Here is a 22802-nt window from a genome sequence, read left to right as displayed (position 1 = left end):
TTTTCATCCCTGTGCCTGCAGCCATTCGCGGAACCGCTTCGCCGGCTCACGCTCGGCACGCGAGCGCAGCCGGGTCAGCCAATAGCGGCCCAGCTCCAGCGTGGTGCTGAATGGCTGCAGCAGGCGACCCTCGGCCAGTTCCTGCTCGAACATGCGCAGCGGCAGCAGCGCCACGCCGGCACCACCCACCGCGGCCATCGCCACCGTCAACGACGAATCGAACACCGGCCCACGGGCTTCCACGCCACTCACTCCTGCCGCCTGCAGCCAGCGCGGCCATTCGTCGCTGCGGTAGGAGCGCAGCAGGGGCAGGGTGCCCAGGTCGCGTGGCTGTTTGAGCCGCCGCGCCAATGCCGGTGCGCACAGCGGTGCAAACGGCGCGTCGAGGATCGCTGTGCAGGCCTGGCCCTGCCAGTCGCCATCACCGAAGCGGATCGCCAGGTCCAGGCCCTCGCCGGCCAGATCGATGCGGTTGTTGTGGGTCTGCAGTCGCAGCTCGATGTCCGGGTGCGCGGCCTCGAACGCAGCCAGCCGTGGCAACAGCCAACCGGTGGCGAAGGTGCCGACCACGCCCAGCGTCAGTACTTCACGTGCCGGGCCACCGGTGTAGCGCGCGATGCTGGCCGAGATGCGCTCAAACGATTCGTTGAGCACCGGATACAGCGCCGCGCCCTCCTCGGTGAGCGCCACGCCGCGCGGCAGGCGATGGAACAGGCGGATGCCGAGCCGGTCCTCCAGCCCGCGGATCTGGTGGCTCAGCGCGGCCTGGCTGACGCACAGCTCCAGCGCGGCACGGGTGAAGTTCTGGTGGCGTGCGGCCGCCTCGAAGGCACGCAGCGCGTTCAGCGGCAGGGTAGGGTGCAGCATCAGAGTAGTCGTGAGCCAGGGTGATGGCTGATCCTACCTTCCCAGTAGCCAGTTCAGAAGAATTAAAGGGTTGATTGCGACAGGTATTAATCCAGCTAATGCCTTCCGCTGATTTTTCGCGCTGGTCGCCTGCGTGCGAGGCTTCAATAATCGGGCGGTCCCCAGGAGAACCCGCATGCTCGCCCGTCGCCGATTCCTGCAGTTCAGTGGTGCCGCCGTTGCTTCCTCGCTTGCCCTGCCGTTGCTGGCCCGTGCGGCGGGCAAGACCGCCGCCAGTGCACCCACCGATGCCGCCCTCACCGCCGCCACCGACTTCGCCGCACTGGAAAAGGCCTGTGCCGGCCGCCTCGGCGTGACCCTGTTGGACACTGCGAGCGGTCGCCGCATCGGTCATCGCCAGGACGAGCGTTTCCCGATGTGCAGCACGTTCAAGAGCGTGCTGGCCGCCACCGTGCTCAGCCAGGCCGAGCGCAGGCCCGCGTTGCTGGACACGCGCGTGCCGGTGCGCGATGCCGATCTGCTCTCGCACGCGCCGGTCACCCGCCGCCACGCCGGCAAGGACATGACCGTGCGCGATCTGTGCCGTGCCACGATCATCACCAGCGACAACACTGCCGCCAACCTGCTGTTCGGCGTGGTCGGTGGCCCGCCCGCGGTGACTGCGTTCCTGCGCGCGAGCGGTGATGCGGTGAGCCGCAGTGATCGCCTGGAGCCGGAGCTGAACAGCTTTGCCAAGGGCGATCCGCGCGACACCACCACGCCGGCGGCGATGGCTGCGACCCTGCAGCGCGTGGTGCTGGGCGAGGTGCTGCAGCCGGCGTCGCGGCAGCAGCTGGCCGATTGGCTGATCGACAACGAAACCGGCGACGCCTGCCTGCGCGCGGGCCTGGGCAAGCGCTGGCGCGTCGGTGACAAGACCGGCAGCAACGGCGAGGACGCGCGCAACGACATCGCCGTGTTGTGGCCGCTGGCCGGCGGCACGCCCTGGGTGCTGACCGCCTACCTGCAGGCGGGTGCGATCAGCAACGAACAGCGTGCCACGGTGCTGGCGCAGGTAGGCCGCATCGCCGATCGGCTGATCGGTTGAGGTAACCGGGGTCATTCAGAAGTGGCTTGCCGGATCGGTTCGGCGCGCGCATCCTGCGCGCGTTCGAATCACACGGAAGTCCCCCATGAGCCATGAACTGATCTACCTGCTGCTGATCTTTGCGCTGCTGGTGATCCCGCGCGCGCTGCAGCGTTTCAGCCTGCCCGCGCCGCTGACCTGCCTGCTGTTCGGCATCATCGGCATGCTCTGGCTGGGCGACCAGGCGCACGACGCAGTGATCGGTCTGTTGGCCACACTGGGCATTTCCTCGCTGTTCCTGTTCGCCGGCCTGGAAGTGGATCTGCAGGCGCTGCGCCGTGGCATGTGGCCGCTGCTGGCGCATCTGGTGATCCGTACCGGCACGCTGTTCGGTGTGGGCTGGCTGGCCTGGCGCTACGCGGGGCTGCCGTGGCAGGCCGCCGGCCTGCTGGCGCTGGCGCTGCTGACGCCGTCCACCGGCTTCATCATGGATTCGCTGTCGCGGCTGGGCCTGAGCGAGGACGAGCGGTTCTGGGTGACCAGCAAGGCCATTGCCGGCGAACTGCTGGCGCTGGCGGCGTTGTTCATCGTGCTGCAGGCCGGCGACCCGGGGCACATGGCGCTGTCCAGCCTGGCCCTGCTGGCGATGATGGTCGGCCTGCCGCTGCTGTTCATCGCGCTGGGCCGCTGGGTGGCGCCGCACGCGCCGGGTTCGGAGTTCTCGCTGCTGGTGATGGTGGGCATGGTCGCGGCCTACATCACCTATCTGCTGGGCGTGTATTACCTGGTCGGTGCGTTCATCGCCGGTCTGGTCGCGCGCCTGCTGCACCAGCGCATGCCGCTGCTGGCCTCGCATGAGAACCTGCACGCGCTGCGCCTGTTCGCTTCGTTCTTCGTGCCGTTCTATTTCTTCAATGCCGGCACCAAGGTGCCCAGCGAAGCACTCAGTTTCGAGGCGCTGGGGCTGGGCATCGTGATCACCCTGGTGGTGCTGCCGCTGCGCATCGGCGTGGTCTGGCTGCAGCGCCGGGTGATGTTCGGCGAGAGCTTCCGCAGCAGCCTGCGGGTCTCGCTGGCGCTGGCCCCGACCCTCATCTTCACCCTGGTGCTGGCGGCGATCATGCGCGAGCGCTTCCAGATCCCGGCGGTGCTGTTCGGAGCGCTGCTGCTGTATGCGGCGCTGACCACGCTGCTGCCGTCGCTGGTGTTCCGCACGCCGTTCGATGTCGATCCGGTTGAACAGGAACCTGCGGGTGAAGGCGAAGCCGCGCCGGTGGCGGCCACCGAAACCCTGCCAGAGGCATCTGCAGTCGATCGCTGAGTGGATGCTGCGCGTGCGGTTTGCGCACTTCGGCCATGGCCGTTAGGGTTGGGGCATGAAACTGCCTGCCGTTGTCACCGCTTCCGCCCTCCTGCTCAGCCTTGCTGCGTGTTCGCAGCGCTCCGATACGGTCGCCCATGATCTGGCGACCGCACCGGCCGATGCCTTCATGGCCGCCATCGCCGCGCATTGCGGCCAGGCTTACGCCGGCAAGGTAGTGGAGGACACGCCGGCACCGACCGGCAAGGATCCGTTCGCCGGGCAGCGCCTGGTCATGCATGTGCGCGGCTGTGCCGATCCGGCGCACGAGCTGCGCATCCCGTTCCATGTCGGCGATGACCACTCGCGGACCTGGGTGCTGACCCGTACGGAAACCGGCCTGCGCCTGAAGCACGACCATCGCCACGAAGACGGCAGCCCCGACGCGATCACCCTCTACGGTGGCGACAGCACGCCGCCGGGCACCGCCGAGCGCCAGCAGTTCCCCGCCGACGCCGATTCGGTGGCGATGTTCCGCCGCGCCGACATGCTGGCCTCCACGCACAACACCTGGGCGATGGAGATTGATCCCGACCAGACCTTTGTCTACGAGCTGACCCGCCCGGAGGGCCGCCGCTTCCGCGTGCAGTTCGACCTGAGCAAGCCGGTTGCCCTGCCGCCTGCACCGTGGGGCGACGATAAAGCGTCCGCCCCGTGATCCCAGGGTCGGATCCCTCCTGCGGAGGGCCTCGACCCCAGAAAGGCCCTCAGTAGATCCACGCCATGCGTGGATGCGGGATACCGGACCGGGGCCAGAGCCCTGGCCGTCGGCCAGGGATCCGGCCGTGTACTTACCGCGTACCGAAACGCGCGCGGCAGCCGTTGCTCACCCACACCTGGCCACGTGAGTAGCCCCAGCTGCGGCCTTCCTGGCAGGCACTGCCGGACAGCTGCTGCTGCAGCACCGGACGGCCCTGACGCTCATCCCAGTCGCAGGTCTGCGAGCGGTTGTTGTTGCTGCTGCAGGTAACCGAGTAATTGCTGTTGCCGCCCCCCCAGCCACCGCCACCGCCGCCCCAGCCGCGGGCTTCGGCGAATTCGGCACGGCAGCCGCCACTGACCCAGACCGCGCCGTTGCGCACGCCCCAGGTACGCCCTTCGTTGCAGGGGCTGCCGGACAGCTGGCGGACCAGGCGGGCATTGCGCCAGCCGACCGGGCAGCTGCGCTCGCGGTTGTTCTGGCTCTCGCAGCGGATGGTCTCGCCAGGCCGGCCGTTGTTGCCGCCCCAGCCACCGCCATTGCCGCCGCCCCAGCCGCCGCGGGCCTCGACGAATTCGGCGCGGCAACCGTTGGTGACCCAGATGCTGCCGTTACGGCTGCCCCAGGTGCGTCCTTCATCGCAGTCCGAGCCGGACAGCTGGCGCACCAGCTGCGCATTGCGCCAGCCGGTGTTGCAGACCCGTTCGCGGTTGTTCTGGCTTTCGCAGCGGACCACGCCGCTCTGCGCATGCGCGGAAGGGGCGGGCAGGGCAAGGGTGCCCGCGGCACCCAGGCTGAGGGTTACGGCCAGGCTGGCCAGGGACAGCGGTTTCATGGCGGCATCCCATACGGTGGCAGGTGCCCGACTATAGGGAGGGGGGCGATCAAGCCGGTGTGACTGGCCGGATTTGCCCCGGCCGGGGCCTCGGCCGCAGAATACGAGGCTTTCCGGCCCCCATCCGGTGCCGGCGTTCTCCAGCGGAGCTTCCCCCCATGCGTACCCACTTCTGCGGCCTGGTCGATGAGACCCTGATTGGCCAGACTGTCACCCTCGCCGGCTGGACCGACGTGGCCCGTAACCAGGGCGGCGTCTGCTTCATCGATCTTCGAGATCATGAAGGCATCGTGCAGGTGACCGTGGAAGTCGACAACGCCGACGTGTTCGCCGTGGCCGCGTCGCTGGGCTACGAGGATGTGCTGCAGGTGGAAGGCGTGGTGCGTGCCCGCCACGCGGTGAACGACAAGATGCGCACCGGCAAGGTGGAAGTGATCGCCACCGCCATCACCGTGCTGAACAAGGCCGCGCCGCTGCCGTTCCACGCCCACGAGAATCCGGGCGAGGAAACCCGCCTGAAGTACCGCTACCTGGACCTGCGCCGCCCGGAAATGCAGCGCATGCAGCGCACCCGCATCAAGCTGGTGCAGGCCCTGCGCCGCCATCTGGACGAAAAGGGCTTCCAGGACATCGAGACCCCGATCCTGACCAAGGCCACCCCGGAAGGCGCGCGCGACTTCCTGGTGCCGGCGCGCATGCACCCGGGCGAGTTCTACGCCCTGCCGCAGAGCCCGCAGCTGTTCAAGCAGATCCTGATGGTGGCCGGCTTCGACCGCTACTACCAGATCGCGCGCTGCTTCCGCGACGAGGCCCTGCGTGCCGACCGCCAGCTGGAATTCACCCAGCTGGACATGGAATTCGCCTTCGTCCGCGAGCGCGACGTGCAGGATTTCGTCGAGGACATGATCCGCGCCATCTTCAAGGAAGTGGTCGACGTCCAGCTGGATGCCAGCTTCCCGCGCATGACCTGGGCCGAGGCAATGCGTCGCTACGGCTCGGACAAGCCGGACCTGCGCATCGTGCTGGAGCTGGTCGACGTGGCCGAGCTGGTCAAGGACAGCGAGTTCGCCGTGTTCACCGGCCCGGCCAATGACGCCGAAGGCCGCGTCGCCGCGCTGCGCATCCCGGGCGGTGCAGCGCTCAGCCGCAAGCAGATCGACGAATACGCAGCGCATGCCGCCAAGTACGGCGCCAAGGGCCTGGCCTACATCAAGATCGCCGACAACGGCGAAGTCAGCTCGCCGATCCAGAAGTTCTTCAGCGAGGAATCCTTCGCCGCGCTGGTCGCCCATGTCGGCGCCGGTAACGGCGACATCGTGTTCTTCGGCGCCGGTGGCTATAACAAGGTCTCGGACTTCATGGGCGCGCTGCGCCTGAAGGCCGGCAAGGACTTCGGCCTGGTCGCCGACGGCTGGGCACCGCTGTGGGTCACCGACTTCCCGATGTTCGAGTGGGACGAGGAAGAACAGCGCTACGTCGCCCTGCATCACCCCTTCACCGCACCGGCTGTGGACGACATCGCCGACCTGCGCGCCAATGCCCGTACCGCCGTTTCGCGCGGTTACGACATGGTGCTCAACGGCAATGAAATCGGCGGCGGTTCGATCCGTATCCATCGTCCGGACATGCAGAGCGCGGTGTTCGAACTGCTCGGCATCGGTGCCGAAGAGGCCCGCGCCAAGTTCGGCTTCCTGCTCGACGCGCTGAACTACGGCGCGCCGCCGCACGGTGGCATCGCCTTCGGCATCGACCGCATCGCCGCGCTGATGGCCGGCACCGAGTCGATCCGCGACGTCATCCCGTTCCCGAAGACCACCGGTGCACAGGATCTGATGACCGACGCGCCGTCGCCGATCGTCGACGCGCAGCTGGCCGAAGTGCACATCCAGGTTCGCCCCAAGACCAACTGATCAGGAGATCCAGGCAATGACCGAGTTTGCGTTTTCGCTGGAGTGGGAAAAGCTGGGCAATGAAGGCTCCGAGGCCACCCTGGTCACCGAGCGTGCGCGCGTGTTCGGTGGTTGGCTGGTTCGCGTCGGAACCAACCCGGCGGCGATGGCCCTGACCTTCGTCGCCGACGGCGAAGGCCGTTGGGACGGTGAAGACTTCGGCGTCGAGGATTACGAGGACGACGAAGAGGAAGAGTACGACGAGGACGAGGAAGGCGAAGAAGAGGACGAGGACGAAGAGGAGTACGAGGAAGAGGACGAGGAAGAAGAAGCGGAATCGCCTGAAAAGGCTTGACCCGCGCTTCGCCCTGACGTCAACTTCCTGCATGTATTCGATCCGCCGCGCTACCGTGGACGACGCGCCGACCCTGTCGGCGCTGGCCGCCCGCACGTTCACCGAAACCTTCGGCCATCTGTATCCGCCGCAGGACCTGCAGGCCTTCCTCGAGGAGGCCTACACGGTCGAGCGCCAGCGCGTGATCCTGGCCCACCCGGATTACGCGGTGTGGCTGCTGGAGCTGGACGGGGAGGCGGTCGGCCATGCCGCCGCCGGCCCCTGTGGCCTGCCGCACCCGGACGTGAAGCCCGGTGACGGCGAACTCAAGCGCCTGTACCTGATCAAGACGCAGCAGAGCTGCGGCTGGGGCAGCCGCCTGCTGGAAACCGCGCTGGCCTGGCTGGAACACGAAGGCCCGCGCACGCTGTGGCTGGGCGTGTGGTCGGAGAACTTCGGCGCACAGCGTTTCTACGCCCGCTATGGATTCGAGAAGGCCGGCGAGTACCTGTTCCCGGTCGGTGATACCCAGGACCTCGAGTTCATCCTGCGCCGCGCACCGCGCGCGACCTGACGTTCACCGCCGCTTGCTGCGCGCGCGTGTTCAATCACCGTACGTTTCCGCCCCGCTGACCGCCAGGCTGTTTGCATGACTCCCCCCGTATTGCTGCTGCATGGCATCTGGAATGCCCGTGCCTGGGTCGGGCCGCTGGCCTGGCGCCTGCGCGCGCGTGGTTTCCAGGTGCACGCGTTCGGTTACTCCTCGGTGTTCGGTGGCCCCGACGTGGCCGTGCCGCAGCTGCTGGAGCGGCTGGCCGATGCCGGCCCGTTGTCGCTGGTCGGCCACAGCCTGGGGGGATTGCTGGCGCTGGAGGCCTTGCGCCGCCAGCCGCAGCTGGACGTGCAGCGCGTGGTCTGCCTGGGCTCGCCGCTGCGCGGCAGTGGCACTGCGCGTTCGCTGTCCGAGCACGGCTGGGGCCTGGCGTTGGGGCGCAGCAGCGATCTGCTGCTCGATGGCCTGCCGGACTGGCAGGGCAGGGCCGAGGTTGGCCTGATCGCCGGTTCGGTGCCGCACGGCCTGGGCAGCCTGCTGGGCGCCATCGACGATGCCTCCGACGGTACCGTGGCCCTGGCCGAGACACGCCTGCCGGGCCTGGCCGACCATTGCGTGGTGCGCACCAGCCACAGTGGCCTGGTGGTATCGCCCGATGCCGCGCGGCAGACCGCGCATTTCCTGCGCCACGGCCAGTTCGATCACAGCCGCGACGCCGCCGCTGCGTAAGGCGGTTCGCCGGGCAGGGCGGTGCACTCTCGGTAGCGCCGGGCCATGCCCGGCGGCAGTAGATCCACGCCATGCGTGGATGGCGCCTTCCCGATATCCCTTCGGCCCTAGACACGGTTGCCGCCCCCGATCAGGTAGAATCCGCGCCTTGATCCTGAAGCAGCCAGACGGTAGCACCCATGGGTAGAGGCCCCTCCATCGAAGCCCGCAAGAACGCGTCCGACGCGAAGCGCGGCAAGATTTTCACCAAGATCATCCGCGAGATCGGCGTTGCCGCGCGCGGCGGTGGAGGCGACCCCAACAACAATCCGCGCCTGCGCGTGGCCGTGGACAAGGGCCTGGCCGTGAACATGTCCAAGGACGTGATCGAGCGCGCCATCAAGAAGGCTACCGGTGAACTGGAAGGCGTCGATTACGAGGAAATCCGCTACGAGGGCTACGCCCCGGGTGGCGTGGCCGTGATCGTCGACTGCCTGACCGACAACCGCGTGCGCACCGTGGCCGATGTCCGCCATGCGTTCAGCAAGTGCGGCGGCAACATGGGCACCGAAGGCTCGGTCGCCTTCATGTTCAAGCGCCTGGGCGTGCTCAGCTTCGCCCCGGGAGCCGACGAGGAAGCCATCACCGAAGCGGCCATCGAGGCCGGCGCCGATGACATCGTGGTCTACCCGGACGACGGCTCGATCGACGTGGTCACCAGCCCTGACGCGTTCAACGCGGTCAAGGATGCGATGGCCGCCGCTGGCCATGTCGCCGACCACGCCGAAATCACCTTCCGCGCGGACAACGACATCAAGGTCGAGGGCGAGGTTGCCCTGCAGGTCAAGAAGCTGCTGGACATGCTTGAAGACCTGGACGACGTGCAGGACGTGTACTCCAACGCCGAACTCGGCGCCGACGCCTACGCCTGAGCCGTCCTCGACGGCCTGGGCGCGGGCCGTTGAACGGTCACCGCGGACAGTCATGAGCCCATACGCCTGCCAGCGCCTCCCGTTCCGCCCCGCCAGGAGTGCAGCATGACCCGCATCCTCGGCATCGACCCCGGTTCGCAGCGGACCGGGGTCGGCATCATCGATGTCGACGCCACCGGCCGTGTCAGCCACGTGCACCACCAGCCGCTGGTGCTGCTCGGCGCCGACGATTTCCCGCAGCGCATGAAGCTGCTGGTGCTGGGCCTGGCTGACCTGTGCCGCGAGTACCAGCCGCAGGAAGTGGCCATCGAACGCGTGTTCATGGCCCGCAACCCCGATTCGGCGCTGAAGCTGGGCCAGGCCCGTGGCGCGGCGATTTCCGCCGTGGTGCTGCGTGACCTGCCGGTGCACGAATACGCCGCCAGCGAGATCAAGCTGGCGGTGGTCGGGCGCGGTGGCGCCGAAAAGCAACAGGTTCAACACATGGTCGGGCTCATGCTCAACCTGAAAACCAAGCTGCAGGCCGACGCGGCCGACGCGTTGGCAGTGGCGATCACCCATGCCCACGTAAGGGCAACGGCCAACCGCCTGGGGCTCAGTGCCCGCCAGGCGTGGGGCCGCAAATGAGGAGCTGCACGCAATGATCGGTCGACTGCGCGGCATCGTCGCCTACAAGGCGCCGCCGTGGCTGGTGGTGGACGTGAACGGAGTGGGCTACGAACTGGAGGCGCCGATGAGCACCTTCTACGACCTGCCCGAGCTCGGCCGCGAGGTCACCCTGTACACCCATTACTCGCAGAAGGAAGACAGCGTCTCGCTGTACGGCTTCCTGCGCGAAGGTGAGCGGCGCCTGTTCCGCGACGTGCAGAAGGTCAGTGGCATCGGCGCGAAGATCGCGCTGGCCGTGCTGTCCGGCGTCACCGTCGAGGAATTCGCGCGCATGGTCCAGGCCGGTGACATCACCGCGCTGACCCGCATTCCGGGCATCGGCAAGAAGACCGCCGAGCGCATGGTGCTGGAGTTGCGCGACCGCGCCGCCCAGTTCGGTGCCGGCGGCGCGCTGCCCACCGGCAGCGGCCCGGCCCCGGCCGATCCGCTGTCCGATGCCACCGTGGCCCTGCAGCAGCTGGGCTACAAGCCGGCCGAAGCGGCGCGCATGGCCCGCGATGCCTTCAACGAAGGTGACGAAGTGGCCACCGTGATCCGCAAGGCGCTGCAGTCGGCACTGCGCTGACCCGCCTTCCTTTCCCCAACCCACCGCCTGAGCTTCGCCAGGAGTCCCATGTCCAGCAGTCAAACCCCGCACGCGGCCGCCCCAGGCGGTCATGGTCACGCCCCTCCAGCCGGAGGCCTGGCGCTGATCATCGGTGCGATCGGCGTGGTCTTCGGCGATATCGGTACCAGCCCGCTGTACACCCTGAAGGAGGCGTTCTCGCCGCACTACGGGCTCAACAGTGACCACGACACCGTGCTGGGCGTGCTGTCGCTGGCGTTCTGGGCGCTGAACATCGTGGTCACGCTGAAGTACGTGACCATCATCATGCGCGCCGACAACGACGGCGAGGGCGGCATCATGGCGCTGATGGCGCTGACCCAGCGCACGCTGCGCAACGGGTCGCGCTCGGCCTATGTGGTCGGCATCCTCGGCATCTTCGGTGCCTCGCTGTTCTTCGGCGATGGCGTGATCACCCCAGCGATATCGGTGCTGGGTGCGGTGGAAGGCCTGGAAGTTGCCGCGCCAGGACTGCACGCCTTCATCGTTCCGATCACCGTGGTGGTACTGCTGGCGGTGTTCGCGGTACAGCGCTTCGGTACCGCGAAGATCGGCAAGCTGTTCGGGCCGATCACCTCGATCTGGTTCATTTCGCTGGCGGCGATCGGCATATACAACATCGTCGATGCACCGGAAGTGCTGAAGGCGTTCAACCCGTGGTGGGCAATCCGCTTCTTCATGGAGCATGGCTGGCACAGCATCTTCATCCTCGGTGCGGTGGTGCTGGCAGTGACCGGCGGTGAGGCGCTGTACGCCGACATGGGCCACTTCGGTGCCAAGCCGATCCGCCACGCCTGGTACTTCTTCGTGCTGCCGTGCCTGGTGCTGAACTACCTGGGGCAGGGTGCGCTGGTGCTCAACCACCCCGAGGCGGTGAAAAATCCGTTCTTCGAAGCGGTGCCGTCGTGGGCGCTGTATCCGATGATCATCCTGGCCACCATGGCCGCGGTGATTGCCTCGCAGTCGGTCATCACCGGCGCGTTCTCGGTATCGCGCCAGGCCATGCAGCTGGGCTACATCCCGCGCATGCGGATCAAGCACACCTCGCACGACACCATCGGCCAGATCTACATCCCGGGTATCAACTGGGGCATCGCGGTGATGGTGATCGGCCTGGTGCTGGCCTTCCGCAGCTCCTCCAACCTGGCGGTGGCCTACGGCATCTCGGTGTCGGCCACCATGCTGATCGACACCCTGCTGCTGGCCCTGGTGGCGCGCTCGCTGTGGCCGAAGGCGCGCAAGTGGATCCTGCCGCTGTGCGTGGTGTTCTTCGTCATCGACCTCGGCTTCGTCATCGCCAACGGCGCCAAGCTGCTGCAGGGCGCCTGGTTCCCGGTGGTGCTGGGCATCTTCCTGTTCACCATGATGCGCACCTGGCGCCGTGGCCGCGAGCTGCTGCGCGATGAGATCCGCAAGGACGGCATCCGCCTGGATACCTTCCTGCCGGGCCTGATGCTGGCGCCGCCGGTACGCGTGCCGGGCACCGCGGTATTCCTCACCGCCGACCCGACCGTGGCCCCGCACGCGCTGATGCACAACCTCAAGCACAACAAGGTGCTGCACGAGCGCAACGTGTTCCTGCACGTGGAAACCCTGCCCATTCCCTATGCGATGGAAGGGCAGCGGCTGAAGATCGAATCGGTGGGCGACGAGTTCTATCGCGTCTACGTGCGCTTCGGTTTCATGGAGACCCCGGACGTGCCGCTGGCGCTGATGCGCTCGTGCGACCACGGCGGCATCTACTTCGACCCGATGGACACCACCTTCTTCGCCAGCCGCGAAACCATCGTCGCCACCGCCAACCGTGGCATGCCGATCTGGCGCGACAAGCTGTTCGCGCTGATGCACAGGAACGCCGCCCCGGCCACGGGCTTCTTCCGGATTCCGGGCAACAGATTGGTGGAACTGGGCGCGCAGGTGGAGATTTAATCTCCACCTGCGCTACGTCCCACGATTTGCTGCGCAAACCGTGGGTCCCGCGCGCATTCCACCTTATCCCCCCGCCTGTCGGCGCGCCCCCTTGAACAACAAGGGGGCTCCACTTGCGGAGATGCCGCGCGCTTGAAGCTTGGCCCACTCTGCTCTCCAGTTTCCTCCACGCCTGGATCTATCGTGTCGACCAACGGTCGGCACCCACCAAAGCAGAACGCCGTTCCGACAGACCGCAGGAAACTGTCGAAGGCGGGGTGGGGCCGGTTGCGGGGGCGTGAGCCGCATGGATGCGGCGACCGAGCTTACATGGGTGAGGGCGCTTTGCTTGCGAAGCACTGCTTCGCAAGCGCCCGAACGCACAGCCGCCAGCGGCTGGGCCGGGCCCCGGAGGGGTACTTGCAGCGTCCCCCGCAAGCGGACCCACCCCGCCATTCCCCAGGAAGCCCGCTTCGGCTGTTGCTTTGGATGTTGCCGTTGCCGTTGCCTCTGCGGGTGCCGGGCGCAGCCCGGCCGAAACCCGCGCTTTTGCCGCATAATCAGCACATGACCGACGACCGCATCATCGGCGCCGGCGCCACCCGCGAGGATGACGCCGCCGACGCCAGCATCCGCCCCAAGCGCCTTGCCGACTACCTCGGCCAGGTGCCGGTGCGCGAGCAGATGGAGATCTACATCCAGGCGGCCAAGGGGCGCGGCGACGCGCTCGACCACGTGCTGATCTTCGGGCCGCCCGGCCTGGGCAAGACCACCCTCAGCCATGTCATCGCCAACGAGCTGGGCGTGGCCCTGCGGGTCACCTCCGGCCCGGTGATCGAGAAGGCCGGCGACCTCGCCGCGCTGCTGACCAACCTGCAGCCGCACGATGTGCTGTTCATCGACGAGATCCATCGCCTGTCGCCGGTGGTGGAGGAAGTGCTGTACCCGGCGATGGAAGATTTCCAGATCGACATCATGATCGGCGAGGGCCCCGCCGCCCGCTCGATCAAGATCGACCTGCCGCCGTTCACCCTGATCGGTGCCACCACCCGTGCTGGCCTTCTGACCGCGCCGTTGCGCGACCGCTTCGGCATCGTCCAGCGCCTGGAGTTCTACAGTGTCGAAGAACTGACCCGGATCGTGCGCCGTTCGGCGGCCATCCTGGCCATCGACTGCACGGCCGATGGGGCAGGGGAGATCGCGCGCCGCGCGCGTGGCACCCCGCGTATCGCCAACCGCCTGCTGCGCCGCGTGCGCGACTATGCGCAGGTGAAGGCCGGCGGCCACATCGACGAGGCCGTGGCCCAGGCCGCGATGAAGATGCTCAAGGTCGACCCGGAGGGCTTCGACGAGCTTGACCGGCGCCTGCTCAAGACCATGGTCGACTACTTCGACGGCGGCCCGGTCGGCATCGAATCGCTGGCGGCGGCGCTGTCTGAAGAGCGCGGCACGCTGGAAGACGTGGTCGAGCCGTACCTGATCCAGCAGGGCTTCCTGGTGCGCACCGCGCGTGGCCGCATGGCCACCCACAAGGCCTACCGGCACATGGGCCTGAAGCCGAAGAACCCGCCGCAGGACCTGTTCGCGGAGGTTCCCGATGTCGGTTGAGCCCCGATTCAGTTGGCCGACACGCATTTACTGGGAAGATACCGACGCAGGTGGCGTGGTCTACCACGCCCGCTACGTGGCCTTCATGGAACGGGCCCGGACCGAATGGATGCGTGCGCTGGGCTACGGCCAGGAGCGCATGCGCGCCGAGCACGGGATGGTCTTCGCGGTGCGCTCGATGCAGATGGATTTCATCAAGCCGGCACGGCTGGATGACACCCTGCAGGTGAGTGCCCGCCTGGTCCAGCTGAAGAAGGCCAGCATGGTCTTCGACCAGCAGATCCTGCGCGACGGCGAGCTGCTGCTGTCGGCGCAGGTCCGCATCGCCGCACTGGAAGCGGCCAGTTTCCGCCCGCGTGGCATGGACGAGGCCGTCCTTGCCGTGCTGCAACCCCACCTCCACCCCGAATCCGAACACTGAGGAACAACGGATGATCGCAACGCTCCTGGCCCTGCAGGCCACGGTCACCGAGGCACTGCCGGCCGACGTCAGCAATGCCGCGACACAGACCCTTGCCCAGGCCACCACTGGCGGCGGCATCAACTACCTCGAACTGATGGCCAAGGCCAGCCTGCCGGTGAAGATCATCGTGCTGCTGTTGCTGGTCGGCTCGTTCGTCAGCTGGGTGATCATTTTCCGCAAGGCCCGTGTGTTCAAGCAGGCCACCCGCGAAGCCGACGAGTTCGAGAACCGCTTCTGGTCCGGCGCCGATCTGGGCAAGCTGTACAGCTCGGCCACCGACCGCAGCCGCAATGTCGGCGGCCTGGAAGCCATCTTCGAAGCGGGTTTCCGCGAGTACACCCGCCTGCGCGACAAGCGTCGCCTGGATGGCCGTGCGCAGCTGGAAGGCGCCCAGCGCGCCATGCGCACCACCTACACCCGCGAAGTGGACCAGCTTGAGCGCAATCTGGAACTGCTGGCCAACATCGGCTCGACCGCCCCGTACGTGGGCCTGGTCGGTACCGTGTTCGGCATCATGGTGACCATGCACGACATGATCAGCAGCGGTGCGCAGGCGGGTATCGCCGCCGTTGCGCCGGGCATCTCCGAGGCACTGTTCGCCACCGCCATCGGCCTGTTCGTGGCGATCCCGGCGGTGTGGGCCTACAACCGCTTCACCACGCGCGTGGAGCGCATGTCGGTGCGGTTCGAGACCTTCGCCGAAGAGTTCAGCTCCATCCTGCAGCGCCAGAGCGCTGGCGACGAGTAAGCGCCTGACCCGGGAGTCCAAGCCATGTCCGCTGCCATCGGTCGCCGCAAGCGCCGCAAGCTGAAATCGGAAATCAACGTCGTTCCCTACATCGACGTCATGCTGGTGCTGCTGATCATCTTCATGGTCACCGCACCGCTGCTCACGCTGAGCTTCGACGTCGACCTGCCGCAGTCCAACGCCAAGGCGCTGGAGAGCAAGCAGGACCCGGTGATCGTCTCGGTGCGCCAGGACGGCCAGCTCAGCCTGAAGCTGCCCGACGCCAAGGACCCGACCGCCGTGTCGGCCGAGGAACTGGAAGGCCGCCTGGCCGGCATCGCCGCCCAGGACAAGGGCGTGCGCGTGATCGTCGCCGCCGACCGCGCCGTGGCCTATGAGAAGGTCATCGCCGCGATGGATGTGATCAAGCGCGCCAAGGTAGACAAGGTAGGCCTGGCCACCGATGCACGCTGACGCCCTGCCACCTCCGCATCAGCGCGAACCCGGCTGGGGCCTGCCCCTGGCGCTGGCGTTGCTGGTGCACCTGCTGGTTGCGCTGGTCTTCATCGGCGCCTGGCTGTGGTCGCCCGAGCGCAACACCGATGCCGCTGCTGGCGACCCGTCGGTCGAGGCCAGCCTGGCGCTGTCCGCGTCCGAGGCCTCCGCTGCACGCCAGGCCCTGCGCCAGTCGGAGAAGCTGGAGGACCTGCCGCCGCCGGTCGCCGAGCCGATCCCGGTCCCTGAAGACACCATTCCGCCGCCGCAGCCGATTCCCGAACCGCGCCCGCAGGACGCCCCCACGCCGCAGCAGCAACAGGCGCAGGAGCGTGTCGCGCAGCCGGACACCAAGGACCAGGAAGCGGTGAGTGCGCTGGCCATCTCGCAGGAGAAGGCCAAGCAGGAACAGGAAGCCAAGCGCCGCCAGGAGCAGATCGACCTGACCGAACGCAAGCGCCAGGAGGAAGCGGAGCAGAAGCTGCGCCTGGCCAAGCAGCAGGAAGCGGACGAGAAGAAGAAGCAGGCCGAGCAGGAGCGCGTGGCGGCTGACAAGGCCGAGGCCGAGAAGCAGAAGAAGATCGCCGAGATCCGTGCTCGCCGCGAGCAGGCCGAGAAGGAAGCCAAGCTGGCCGAGCGGAAGCTGCGCGAGGTCGCCGCCGCGCGCAATGCCGCCGGCAGTGCCGCTGCCGGTGCCAGTGGTGCCTCCCGGCCGGCCGCCGGTGGGGGTGGCAACAGCGATGATCTTTCGGCCAAGTACGCGGCCGCGATCCAGGCCAAGGTGCTGTCGCAGTGGGTGCGCCCGGATACGGTGCCGCTCGGCCAGCGTTGCCAGATCACCATCACCCAGATTCCGGGGGGCACGGTGATGCAGGCCAAGGTCAGCCCGAACTGCCCGTACGACGAGGCCGGCAAGCGTTCGATCGAGGCCGCCGTGCTCAACGCGCAGCCGCTGCCGTACCGCGGCTTCGAGTCGGTGTTCGCACGCACGCTCAACTTCACCTTTACCGCCCAGGATCGCTGAGGCGGGCAGGGCTGGGTGGCCATCGGGCCACCTGCGCCCACGGATGTCGCGCCTGCCTCTGGCGGGCCCGGTTTCGACCGGGCAGGCTGGGGGCTGCTGTGGAATACCACCCTGCGGGGCGGTGTGGCCGGGGCAGGCGGTGCGATGTTAGCCACGACGTTAACGGTGCGTGAGAGGACGGGCTGGAACTGACCCGGAATTCACGTACCCTTGGTTCATGATTGCGAAGCGGTTCACTCCCGCTTTGTTATCCCTCGTTCCGGTTTCCCCCTATTGAGCGCTCCATGAAAAAGATGCCTCGCTGGCTTGCCGTGTTTGCGGCCCTGTTGCTGCCCTTTGCTGCCGTCGCGCAGCAGAAGGGGCTGGATATCGACATCATCGGCGGCAATGCCTCCGCGCTGCCGATCACCATCGTGCCGATGCCCTACCAGGGTTCGGCGGCTGCACCGCAGACCGACGTCGCCGGCGTGGTCCGCGCCGACCTCGAGCGTTCGGGCCAGTTCCGCACGCTGCCGGAAGCACAGATCGTCGAAAAGCCCGTGCGGGGCGGCGATATCCAGTTCGCCACCTGGCGCGCGCTGAAGCAGAACTACATCGTGGTCGGCCGCGTGCTCGATGCCGGTGCCGGTGCCTACCGCGTCGAGTACGAGCTGTTTGACGTGCCCAAGGGCGAGCGCCTGCTGGGCCTGGCGATGACTGCCCGTGGCAACGCCATGCGCGACGTTGCCCACCAGATGGCCGACGCCATCTACGAAAAGATCACCGGTGTCCGTGGCGCCTTCTGGACCCGCATCGCCTACGTGACCGCCAGCGGCAAGGGCGACGCCATGCGCTATGCGCTGATGGTGGCCGACTCCGACGGCTACAACCCGCAGACCATCGTGCGTTCGGCCGAGCCGCTGCTGTCGCCGTCGTGGAGCCCGGATGGCAGCAAGCTGGCCTACGTCAGCTTCGAGCGTGGCAATTCGGCCATCTACATCCAGAACATCGGCACCGGTGCGCGTGAGCTGGTCACCAGCTTCCGCGGCATCAACAGCGCCCCGGCGTTCTCGCCGGACGGCCGCAAGCTGGCCCTGACCCTGTCGCGTTCGGGTAACCCGGAAATCTACGTGATGGACCTGGGCAGCAAGCAGCTGACCCAGCTGACCAACCACTTCGCCATCGATACCGAGCCGACCTGGGCACCGGACGGCAGCGCGGTGTACTTCACCTCCGACCGCGGCGGCCGTCCGCAGGTCTACAAGGTCGGTGCGGGCGGCGGCAGCGCCGAGCGCGTGACCTTCCAGGGCAACTACAATGCCAAGCCCTCGGTGTCCTACGATGGCAAGAAGATCGCCGTCGCCCAGGGCTCGGGCAACAGCTACAAGATCGCGATGATGGACAGCTCGCTGGGTTCGCCCCGCTGGAGCACGCTGTCCCCGGGTTCGCTGGATGAATCTCCGAGCTTTGCGCCCAACGCAAGCATGGTGTTGTACGCCGCCCGCGAGGGTGGCCGTGGTGTGCTGTACGCCGTTTCTGCCGATGCGCGCGTGCGCCAGCGGTTGGTTCTGGCTGACGGAGATGTGCGCGAACCGGCATGGTCCCCATACCGTACCCAGCGCTAAAAGAGTGTTAATATTTTCGCTGTCTTGAACCCCTCATCGGCCTAGGAGCCACAAAGGTATCGCCATGAACAAGTCCACCCGCGTTCTGCTTGTTTCCCTGCTGTCTGTGGCCGTCCTGGCCGGTTGCTCGAAGAAGGTGAAGGAAGAGCCGGCAGCCCCGGTTGACACCGGCACCTCGACCACCACCCCGACCGCTCCGTCGACCTCCGGCCTGTACGGCCCGGGCGACCTGGACACCGACGCTTGCCTGCGCCAGCGCGTTGTCTACTTCGACCTGGACAAGGAAGACGTGAAGCCGGAATTCCAGGCCATCATGGCGTGCCACGCCAAGTACCTGCGTGACCGTCCGTCCTCGCGCATCACCCTGCAGGGCCACACCGACGAGCGCGGTTCGCGCGCGTACAACCAGGCCCTGGGCGAGCGTCGTGGCAACGGCGTCAACTCGGCCCTGCAGGCCAACGGTGGCTCGGCTTCGCAGCTGACCGTCGTGTCCTACGGTGAAGAGCGTCCGGTCTGCACCGAGTCGAACGAGTCCTGCTGGTCGCAGAACCGTCGCGTCGAAATCGTCTACACCGCGCAGTAATCCATGCGTATTGGCATCAAACTGATGCTGGTCGTTGCGGCAGCCCTCGTGGCTGCCGCACCGGCGCATGCACAGCGACAGAGCCTGGCCGACCGCGTTGGCGCGATCGAGCAGCAGATGTACAACAACAGTGCCAACCAGGACCTGTTGAACCAGATCAATCAGCTGCGGCAGCAGGTCACCAGCCTGCAGGCCTCGATCGAGCAGTTGCAGCACGACAACGCCCAGCTCAAGCAGTCCGCCCAGGACCAGTACCTGGATCTGGACAGCCGCCTGAACCGGTTGGAAGGGGGCAATGCCGCCCCGGCCCTGCCGCCCGTTCCGGCGAGCGCGCCGAAGGCCGCCCCGGCCCCGGCAAAACCCGCAGCGGCGGCCACTTCCGAGCGGCCGCCTTCCGTCCATGGTGATGCCGGCAGCCTTGCCGCCACCGGCGACGAGCGCACCTCCTACAACGTCGCCTTCGATTCGCTGAAGGCCGGCAAGTACGATGATTCGGCGCAGCTGTTCCTGAGCTTCCTGCAGCTGTACCCGAACGGCGTCTACGCGCCGAACGCGCTGTACTGGCTGGGCGAGAGCTACTACGCCACACGCAATTTCCCGATGGCCGAGACCCAGTTCCGTGAACTGCTCTCGCGCTATCCGACCCACGACAAGGCCGCAGGCGGCCTGCTCAAGGTTGGCCTCTCGCAGTATGGCGAGGGCAAGGTCGACCAGGCCCAGCAGACGCTGGAGACCGTCGTGGCGCAGTACCCCGGCTCGGACGCCGCGCGCACCGCGCAGGACCGCCTGCAGTCGATCCGCCTCGGCAAGCAGATCCGCTGATCCGCTGACCGGGCGTACAATGGGTGCCCTGTAGAGCCGAGCCCACGCTCGGCTGCTTTCGTTTCCGGTTCAGCAAACCCGCCCGGATCCGGCAGCTCGCATTACCGGCTGGGCCACACCCGACCGGCTTCAGTTGTAGAGCCGAGCCATGCTCGGCTGCTTTCGTTACCGGCCACGGTAGCCCACCCGCCACGTGTCCCACCAAGAAGTCCCCGCCATGACCGCCGTTACCTCGTCCAGCGCCGCCGCCACGCCCAGTGAGATCGTGCAGTCGCCCCTGCCGCGCCTGAAGATCACCGAGATCTTCACCTCGCTGCAGGGCGAAGCCGATACCGCCGGCTGGCCGACCGTGTTCGTGCGCCTGACCGGCTGCCCGCTGCGCTGCCAGTACTGCGATACCGGCTATGCCTTCCACGGCGGCACCTGGTGGGACATCGACGACATCGTGACCGAGGTGCTGTCCCAGGGCGTGCGCCACGTCTGCGTGACCGGTGGCGAGCCGCTGGCGCAGAAGCGCTGCCTGGTGCTGTTGGAAAAGCTGTGCGATGCCGGCATGGATGTCTCGCTGGAAACCTCCGGTGCACTGGACGTCAGCGCGGTGGACCCGCGCGTGTCGCGCGTGGTCGACATCAAGACGCCGGGCTCGGCCGAAGTGGCGCGCAACCGCTGGGACAACCTGCCGTTGCTGACCGCCCGCGACCAGATCAAGTTCGTCATCTGCAACCGCGAGGATTACGACTGGGCCAAGTCCCTGTTGGCCGAGCACGATCTGGTGAAGCGTTGCACCGTGTTCTTCTCGCCGAGCAAGGGTGAGATCACCGCGCGCCAGCTGGCCGACTGGATCGTCGAGGACCGGCTGCCGGTGCGCTTCCAGATGCAGTTGCATAAAATCCTGTGGAACGACGAGCCGGGCCGATGAGCCCAGGCAGCGTTCCCTGATGTAGCTCCGGCGCGGGACAGCGTGCTGGCTTTCCCCTCCCAACCGGATGTTTTACCCATGAAGAAGGCAGTCGTGCTTCTCTCCGGCGGCATGGATTCAGCCGCCGTCATCGCCATGGCCCAGGAACAGGGCTTCGCCGTGCATGCCCTGAGCGTGCGCTACGGCCAGCGCCATACTTCCGAACTGGATGCCGCCGCCCGCGTGGCCAAGGCCCAAGGCGTTATCGCGCACAAGACCGTGGACGTGGACCTGCGCAGCATCGGCGGCTCGGCGCTGACCGACGACATCGACGTGCCCGAGGCCGGCGGTGCCGGCATTCCGGTCACCTACGTGCCGGCACGCAACACCATCATGCTGTCGCTGGCGTTGGGCTGGGCCGAAGTGCTCGGCGCCAACGACATCTTCTGCGGCGTCAATGCCGTGGACTACTCCGGCTACCCGGACTGCCGTCCCGAGTTCGTGGCCGCGTTCCAGGCGCTGGCCAACCTGGCCACCAAGTCGGGCGTGGAAGGCGCGGGCATCAAGGTGCACGCACCGCTGCAGTTCCTCAGCAAGGGCCAGATCGTCAGCGAAGGCGTGCGCCTGGGCGTGGACTTCGGCCTCACCGTGTCCTGCTACAACGCCGACGCCAACGGCGCCGCCTGCGGCCACTGCGATGCCTGCCGCCTGCGCGCGCAGGGCTTTGCCGAAGCCGGCGTCGCCGACCCGACGCTGTACGCCTGATCGCGCAATCACTCTCTCGGTGGGTGCGAACCGTTGGTTCGCACTCCTTGGCCTACCGCTGCCGCAACCACCCCGACGCGTCAATAAACGCCCGCACTGCCTCCGGATCGGCATAGTCCAGCTCGATCATCCGCGCGATCGCCGCCTTCTCATCGGCCTGCTGCCGCATGTACCCCTGCGCGATGCGATACCCGGCGTAATAGCCCACATCACTCACCCCGAACGGATTGCGGGCGCTGTTGTAGAGCCAGTTGTCGAGATTTTCCCCGTTCATCTCAGCAATGAAGCGTGTGCGGATTTCCGCTTCGTGTGTTGCGCCGTAGTCGTAGAAGGATAATGCCGGCCGGCGCCCGCTCAGCCGCTCCGCCACATACTCGGCCACACCCTCGCGCACCGCGTACTGGGCCAGGCTGCCGGTGGTCTCGCGTTGCTGGGTATGTACGTACTCGTGCAGGTTGTTCTGCGCGTTGTTCGCCCCCGGGCGGCTGTCGTAGAAGATCCGCAGGCGGCTGCGCATCGGCTCCGGCAGCTCGCTCACGTCCACGCGCTCATCGCCCAGCGCCATCTCCGCTCCGATCAGCACCTTGTCACCCAGCGTCGTGCCGCCGGTACGCAGAACTCCGACCGCATAGGTGATGGTGGCGGGGCGCAGGGCGGGGTAAAGCTCCCGGAACGCAGCCAGGTCCCGTTCCAGGGTGGCGCTGGCCTGCTGCGCGTTGGCGGTCAATGGCCGTACCGACGTCCAGAAGCGCGGCCACGTACGCATGGCCGTGGCGTATTCGCGGGCGGTGTAGTTGCGGACCTGCATCAGCGCATGCAGGCCGGGGCTGCCCGGATCGATGTAGCGCTCCTGCACCAGTGCGACCTGGCGTTCAACGTCGGGCTCGGTGCGCACCGCGTCATAGGTGGCCCAGAAGCGGCCGATATCATCGGTGACGACCTGGGGCGGGGCGGCCAGTGTTGCGCAGGGCAGCAGCAGGGCGGCAATGAGGCAGAAGGGCAGGCGCATCCGTGGCTCCGGGGAAGGATCACAGATGGGATGCGACGGAGGCCCGGAAGGTTTAAGCGGGCTCACCGGATCGGGTAGTGCCGGCCGCTGGCCGGCAACCTCATGCACCAGGGTTTCACCAGGCCCGGCAAAGTAGGGTAGAATGCCCACCCCGCCGAAAGGCTGGGGCAGTGCAATGGGCCGTTAGCTCAGTCGGTAGAGCAGAAGACTTTTAATCTTTTGGTCGAAGGTTCGAATCCTTCACGGCCCACCATTGCGACAGAAGGGTTTCGGAGCGATCCGAAGCCCTTTTTGCTTTCCGCAAAAGCGACTCTTTTCCGCAAAAGCCCCACAGTCGCCCAGGTCGCCGAATAGGGCTTGTTTGGGGGGAGCTGCTCTG

24 protein-coding genes and 1 tRNA gene are annotated in these 22802 nt (G+C 67.1%); 22 read left to right on the top strand and 3 right to left on the bottom strand.

The window, feature by feature from the left end:
• Nucleotides 1–3: 3 nt before the first annotated feature.
• The gene (gene ampR / locus ACZK5G_RS17540) at nucleotides 4–867 is read right to left on the bottom strand and encodes a LysR family transcriptional regulator AmpR (protein ID WP_012511908.1); all 864 of its coding nucleotides are present in this window, start codon (nucleotides 865–867) and stop codon (nucleotides 4–6) included.
• Nucleotides 868–1042: 175 nt separating this feature from the next.
• Between ampR and blaL2 the strand changes: the two genes are divergently transcribed.
• The 3 genes from blaL2 to ACZK5G_RS17525 all read left to right on the top strand — a co-directional run bounded on the left by blaL2 (nucleotide 1043) and on the right by ACZK5G_RS17525 (nucleotide 3951).
• Nucleotides 1043–1954: a L2 family extended-spectrum class A beta-lactamase gene (gene blaL2, locus ACZK5G_RS17535; RefSeq protein WP_049400784.1), complete on the top strand. Its 912-nt coding sequence runs from the start codon at nucleotides 1043–1045 to the stop codon at nucleotides 1952–1954.
• Nucleotides 1955–2039: 85 nt separating this feature from the next.
• Nucleotides 2040–3254, top strand: coding sequence for a cation:proton antiporter (locus tag ACZK5G_RS17530; protein WP_478464223.1), 1215 nt, complete (start codon nucleotides 2040–2042; stop codon nucleotides 3252–3254).
• Between the two features lie 55 nt (nucleotides 3255–3309).
• Nucleotides 3310–3951 carry a hypothetical protein gene (locus ACZK5G_RS17525; protein ID WP_049422905.1) on the top strand — a complete coding sequence of 214 codons (642 nt, stop codon included), beginning with the start codon at nucleotides 3310–3312 and terminating at the stop codon, nucleotides 3949–3951.
• A 133-nt stretch (nucleotides 3952–4084) separates the two neighbouring features.
• On the opposite strand, the gene ACZK5G_RS17520 is transcribed toward ACZK5G_RS17525, so the two are convergent.
• Complete coding sequence (locus tag ACZK5G_RS17520; protein ID WP_032128536.1) at nucleotides 4085–4828, bottom strand: DUF3011 domain-containing protein; 744 nt, start codon at nucleotides 4826–4828, stop codon at nucleotides 4085–4087.
• 158 nt (nucleotides 4829–4986) lie between these two features.
• Between ACZK5G_RS17520 and aspS the strand changes: the two genes are divergently transcribed.
• From aspS to queC, 18 genes are all read left to right on the top strand, one after another.
• Complete coding sequence (gene aspS / locus ACZK5G_RS17515; RefSeq protein ID WP_478464222.1) at nucleotides 4987–6738, top strand: aspartate--tRNA ligase; 1752 nt, start codon at nucleotides 4987–4989, stop codon at nucleotides 6736–6738.
• 16 nt (nucleotides 6739–6754) lie between these two features.
• Nucleotides 6755–7072, top strand: coding sequence for a hypothetical protein (locus tag ACZK5G_RS17510; RefSeq protein WP_032128534.1), 318 nt, complete (start codon nucleotides 6755–6757; stop codon nucleotides 7070–7072).
• 31 nt (nucleotides 7073–7103) lie between these two features.
• Nucleotides 7104–7625: a GNAT family N-acetyltransferase gene (locus ACZK5G_RS17505; protein ID WP_032128533.1), complete on the top strand. Its 522-nt coding sequence runs from the start codon at nucleotides 7104–7106 to the stop codon at nucleotides 7623–7625.
• Between the two features lie 75 nt (nucleotides 7626–7700).
• Nucleotides 7701–8333 carry an esterase/lipase family protein gene (locus tag ACZK5G_RS17500; protein WP_032128532.1) on the top strand — a complete coding sequence of 211 codons (633 nt, stop codon included), beginning with the start codon at nucleotides 7701–7703 and terminating at the stop codon, nucleotides 8331–8333.
• A 179-nt stretch (nucleotides 8334–8512) separates the two neighbouring features.
• Nucleotides 8513–9244: a YebC/PmpR family DNA-binding transcriptional regulator gene (locus tag ACZK5G_RS17495; RefSeq protein WP_032128531.1), complete on the top strand. Its 732-nt coding sequence runs from the start codon at nucleotides 8513–8515 to the stop codon at nucleotides 9242–9244.
• A 105-nt stretch (nucleotides 9245–9349) separates the two neighbouring features.
• On the top strand, nucleotides 9350–9871 hold the full coding sequence (gene ruvC, locus ACZK5G_RS17490) for a crossover junction endodeoxyribonuclease RuvC (RefSeq protein WP_032128530.1): 522 nt from the start codon (nucleotides 9350–9352) through the stop codon (nucleotides 9869–9871).
• 13 nt (nucleotides 9872–9884) lie between these two features.
• On the top strand, nucleotides 9885–10478 hold the full coding sequence (ruvA, locus tag ACZK5G_RS17485) for a Holliday junction branch migration protein RuvA (protein WP_005410756.1): 594 nt from the start codon (nucleotides 9885–9887) through the stop codon (nucleotides 10476–10478).
• A 48-nt stretch (nucleotides 10479–10526) separates the two neighbouring features.
• Nucleotides 10527–12446 carry a potassium transporter Kup gene (locus ACZK5G_RS17480; protein ID WP_032128529.1) on the top strand — a complete coding sequence of 640 codons (1920 nt, stop codon included), beginning with the start codon at nucleotides 10527–10529 and terminating at the stop codon, nucleotides 12444–12446.
• A gap of 546 nt (nucleotides 12447–12992) precedes the next feature.
• Nucleotides 12993–14033 carry a Holliday junction branch migration DNA helicase RuvB gene (ruvB, locus tag ACZK5G_RS17475; RefSeq protein ID WP_010481595.1) on the top strand — a complete coding sequence of 347 codons (1041 nt, stop codon included), beginning with the start codon at nucleotides 12993–12995 and terminating at the stop codon, nucleotides 14031–14033.
• The gene (gene ybgC / locus ACZK5G_RS17470) at nucleotides 14023–14454 is read left to right on the top strand and encodes a tol-pal system-associated acyl-CoA thioesterase (RefSeq protein ID WP_071229045.1); all 432 of its coding nucleotides are present in this window, start codon (nucleotides 14023–14025) and stop codon (nucleotides 14452–14454) included. Before ruvB ends, ybgC begins: the two co-directional genes overlap by 11 nt.
• 10 nt (nucleotides 14455–14464) lie before the next feature.
• Nucleotides 14465–15244, top strand: coding sequence for a protein TolQ (gene tolQ / locus ACZK5G_RS17465; protein WP_006438802.1), 780 nt, complete (start codon nucleotides 14465–14467; stop codon nucleotides 15242–15244).
• Between the two features lie 24 nt (nucleotides 15245–15268).
• Nucleotides 15269–15697 (top strand): protein TolR, encoded by a 429-nt coding sequence (gene tolR / locus ACZK5G_RS17460; RefSeq protein ID WP_049400778.1) that lies wholly within the window; start codon nucleotides 15269–15271, stop codon nucleotides 15695–15697.
• Nucleotides 15687–16742, top strand: a complete 1056-nt coding sequence (gene tolA, locus ACZK5G_RS17455) for a cell envelope integrity protein TolA (RefSeq protein WP_478464221.1) — start codon at nucleotides 15687–15689, stop codon at nucleotides 16740–16742. The genes tolR and tolA overlap by 11 nt, the downstream gene beginning before the upstream one ends.
• Before the next feature lie 284 nt (nucleotides 16743–17026).
• Nucleotides 17027–18346 (top strand): Tol-Pal system beta propeller repeat protein TolB, encoded by a 1320-nt coding sequence (gene tolB / locus ACZK5G_RS17450; RefSeq protein WP_032128528.1) that lies wholly within the window; start codon nucleotides 17027–17029, stop codon nucleotides 18344–18346.
• 64 nt (nucleotides 18347–18410) lie between these two features.
• Nucleotides 18411–18929, top strand: coding sequence for a peptidoglycan-associated lipoprotein Pal (pal, locus tag ACZK5G_RS17445; protein ID WP_032128527.1), 519 nt, complete (start codon nucleotides 18411–18413; stop codon nucleotides 18927–18929).
• Between the two features lie 3 nt (nucleotides 18930–18932).
• On the top strand, nucleotides 18933–19751 hold the full coding sequence (gene ybgF, locus ACZK5G_RS17440; protein ID WP_010481611.1) for a tol-pal system protein YbgF: 819 nt from the start codon (nucleotides 18933–18935) through the stop codon (nucleotides 19749–19751).
• Between the two features lie 217 nt (nucleotides 19752–19968).
• Entirely contained in the window at nucleotides 19969–20670 is a 702-nt protein-coding gene (gene queE, locus ACZK5G_RS17435; protein WP_478464219.1) for a 7-carboxy-7-deazaguanine synthase QueE, read from the top strand.
• 78 nt (nucleotides 20671–20748) lie between these two features.
• Nucleotides 20749–21414, top strand: coding sequence for a 7-cyano-7-deazaguanine synthase QueC (gene queC / locus ACZK5G_RS17430; protein ID WP_032128525.1), 666 nt, complete (start codon nucleotides 20749–20751; stop codon nucleotides 21412–21414).
• Between the two features lie 52 nt (nucleotides 21415–21466).
• Here the strand turns inward: queC and ACZK5G_RS17425 are convergent, their stop codons facing one another.
• Complete coding sequence (locus tag ACZK5G_RS17425; protein WP_478464218.1) at nucleotides 21467–22423, bottom strand: DUF2268 domain-containing putative Zn-dependent protease; 957 nt, start codon at nucleotides 22421–22423, stop codon at nucleotides 21467–21469.
• Between the two features lie 177 nt (nucleotides 22424–22600).
• Between ACZK5G_RS17425 and ACZK5G_RS17420 the strand changes: the two genes are divergently transcribed.
• Nucleotides 22601–22676, top strand: a tRNA-Lys gene (locus ACZK5G_RS17420).
• Nucleotides 22677–22802: the final 126 nt, after the last annotated feature.

This window comes from Stenotrophomonas sp. 62841_Sma, assembly GCF_056482945.1.
This window is presented reverse-complemented; position numbering and strand designations above follow the sequence as displayed.

Excerpts from the sequence above, each read along its gene's own strand:
- ampR (WP_012511908.1), bottom strand. The coding sequence starts at position 867 with ATGCTGCACCCTACCCTGCCGCTGAACGCGCTGCGTGCCTTCGAGGCG.
- blaL2 (WP_049400784.1), top strand. The coding sequence starts at position 1,043 with ATGCTCGCCCGTCGCCGATTCCTGCAGTTCAGTGGTGCCGCCGTTGCT.
- ACZK5G_RS17530 (WP_478464223.1), top strand. The coding sequence starts at position 2,040 with ATGAGCCATGAACTGATCTACCTGCTGCTGATCTTTGCGCTGCTGGTG.
- ACZK5G_RS17525 (WP_049422905.1), top strand. The coding sequence starts at position 3,310 with ATGAAACTGCCTGCCGTTGTCACCGCTTCCGCCCTCCTGCTCAGCCTT.
- ACZK5G_RS17520 (WP_032128536.1), bottom strand. The coding sequence starts at position 4,828 with ATGAAACCGCTGTCCCTGGCCAGCCTGGCCGTAACCCTCAGCCTGGGT.
- aspS (WP_478464222.1), top strand. The coding sequence starts at position 4,987 with ATGCGTACCCACTTCTGCGGCCTGGTCGATGAGACCCTGATTGGCCAG.
- ACZK5G_RS17510 (WP_032128534.1), top strand. The coding sequence starts at position 6,755 with ATGACCGAGTTTGCGTTTTCGCTGGAGTGGGAAAAGCTGGGCAATGAA.
- ACZK5G_RS17505 (WP_032128533.1), top strand. The coding sequence starts at position 7,104 with ATGTATTCGATCCGCCGCGCTACCGTGGACGACGCGCCGACCCTGTCG.
- ACZK5G_RS17500 (WP_032128532.1), top strand. The coding sequence starts at position 7,701 with ATGACTCCCCCCGTATTGCTGCTGCATGGCATCTGGAATGCCCGTGCC.
- ACZK5G_RS17495 (WP_032128531.1), top strand. The coding sequence starts at position 8,513 with ATGGGTAGAGGCCCCTCCATCGAAGCCCGCAAGAACGCGTCCGACGCG.
- ruvC (WP_032128530.1), top strand. The coding sequence starts at position 9,350 with ATGACCCGCATCCTCGGCATCGACCCCGGTTCGCAGCGGACCGGGGTC.
- ruvA (WP_005410756.1), top strand. The coding sequence starts at position 9,885 with ATGATCGGTCGACTGCGCGGCATCGTCGCCTACAAGGCGCCGCCGTGG.
- ACZK5G_RS17480 (WP_032128529.1), top strand. The coding sequence starts at position 10,527 with ATGTCCAGCAGTCAAACCCCGCACGCGGCCGCCCCAGGCGGTCATGGT.
- ruvB (WP_010481595.1), top strand. The coding sequence starts at position 12,993 with ATGACCGACGACCGCATCATCGGCGCCGGCGCCACCCGCGAGGATGAC.
- ybgC (WP_071229045.1), top strand. The coding sequence starts at position 14,023 with ATGTCGGTTGAGCCCCGATTCAGTTGGCCGACACGCATTTACTGGGAA.
- tolQ (WP_006438802.1), top strand. The coding sequence starts at position 14,465 with ATGATCGCAACGCTCCTGGCCCTGCAGGCCACGGTCACCGAGGCACTG.
- tolR (WP_049400778.1), top strand. The coding sequence starts at position 15,269 with ATGTCCGCTGCCATCGGTCGCCGCAAGCGCCGCAAGCTGAAATCGGAA.
- tolA (WP_478464221.1), top strand. The coding sequence starts at position 15,687 with ATGCACGCTGACGCCCTGCCACCTCCGCATCAGCGCGAACCCGGCTGG.
- tolB (WP_032128528.1), top strand. The coding sequence starts at position 17,027 with ATGAAAAAGATGCCTCGCTGGCTTGCCGTGTTTGCGGCCCTGTTGCTG.
- pal (WP_032128527.1), top strand. The coding sequence starts at position 18,411 with ATGAACAAGTCCACCCGCGTTCTGCTTGTTTCCCTGCTGTCTGTGGCC.
- ybgF (WP_010481611.1), top strand. The coding sequence starts at position 18,933 with ATGCGTATTGGCATCAAACTGATGCTGGTCGTTGCGGCAGCCCTCGTG.
- queE (WP_478464219.1), top strand. The coding sequence starts at position 19,969 with ATGACCGCCGTTACCTCGTCCAGCGCCGCCGCCACGCCCAGTGAGATC.
- queC (WP_032128525.1), top strand. The coding sequence starts at position 20,749 with ATGAAGAAGGCAGTCGTGCTTCTCTCCGGCGGCATGGATTCAGCCGCC.
- ACZK5G_RS17425 (WP_478464218.1), bottom strand. The coding sequence starts at position 22,423 with ATGCGCCTGCCCTTCTGCCTCATTGCCGCCCTGCTGCTGCCCTGCGCA.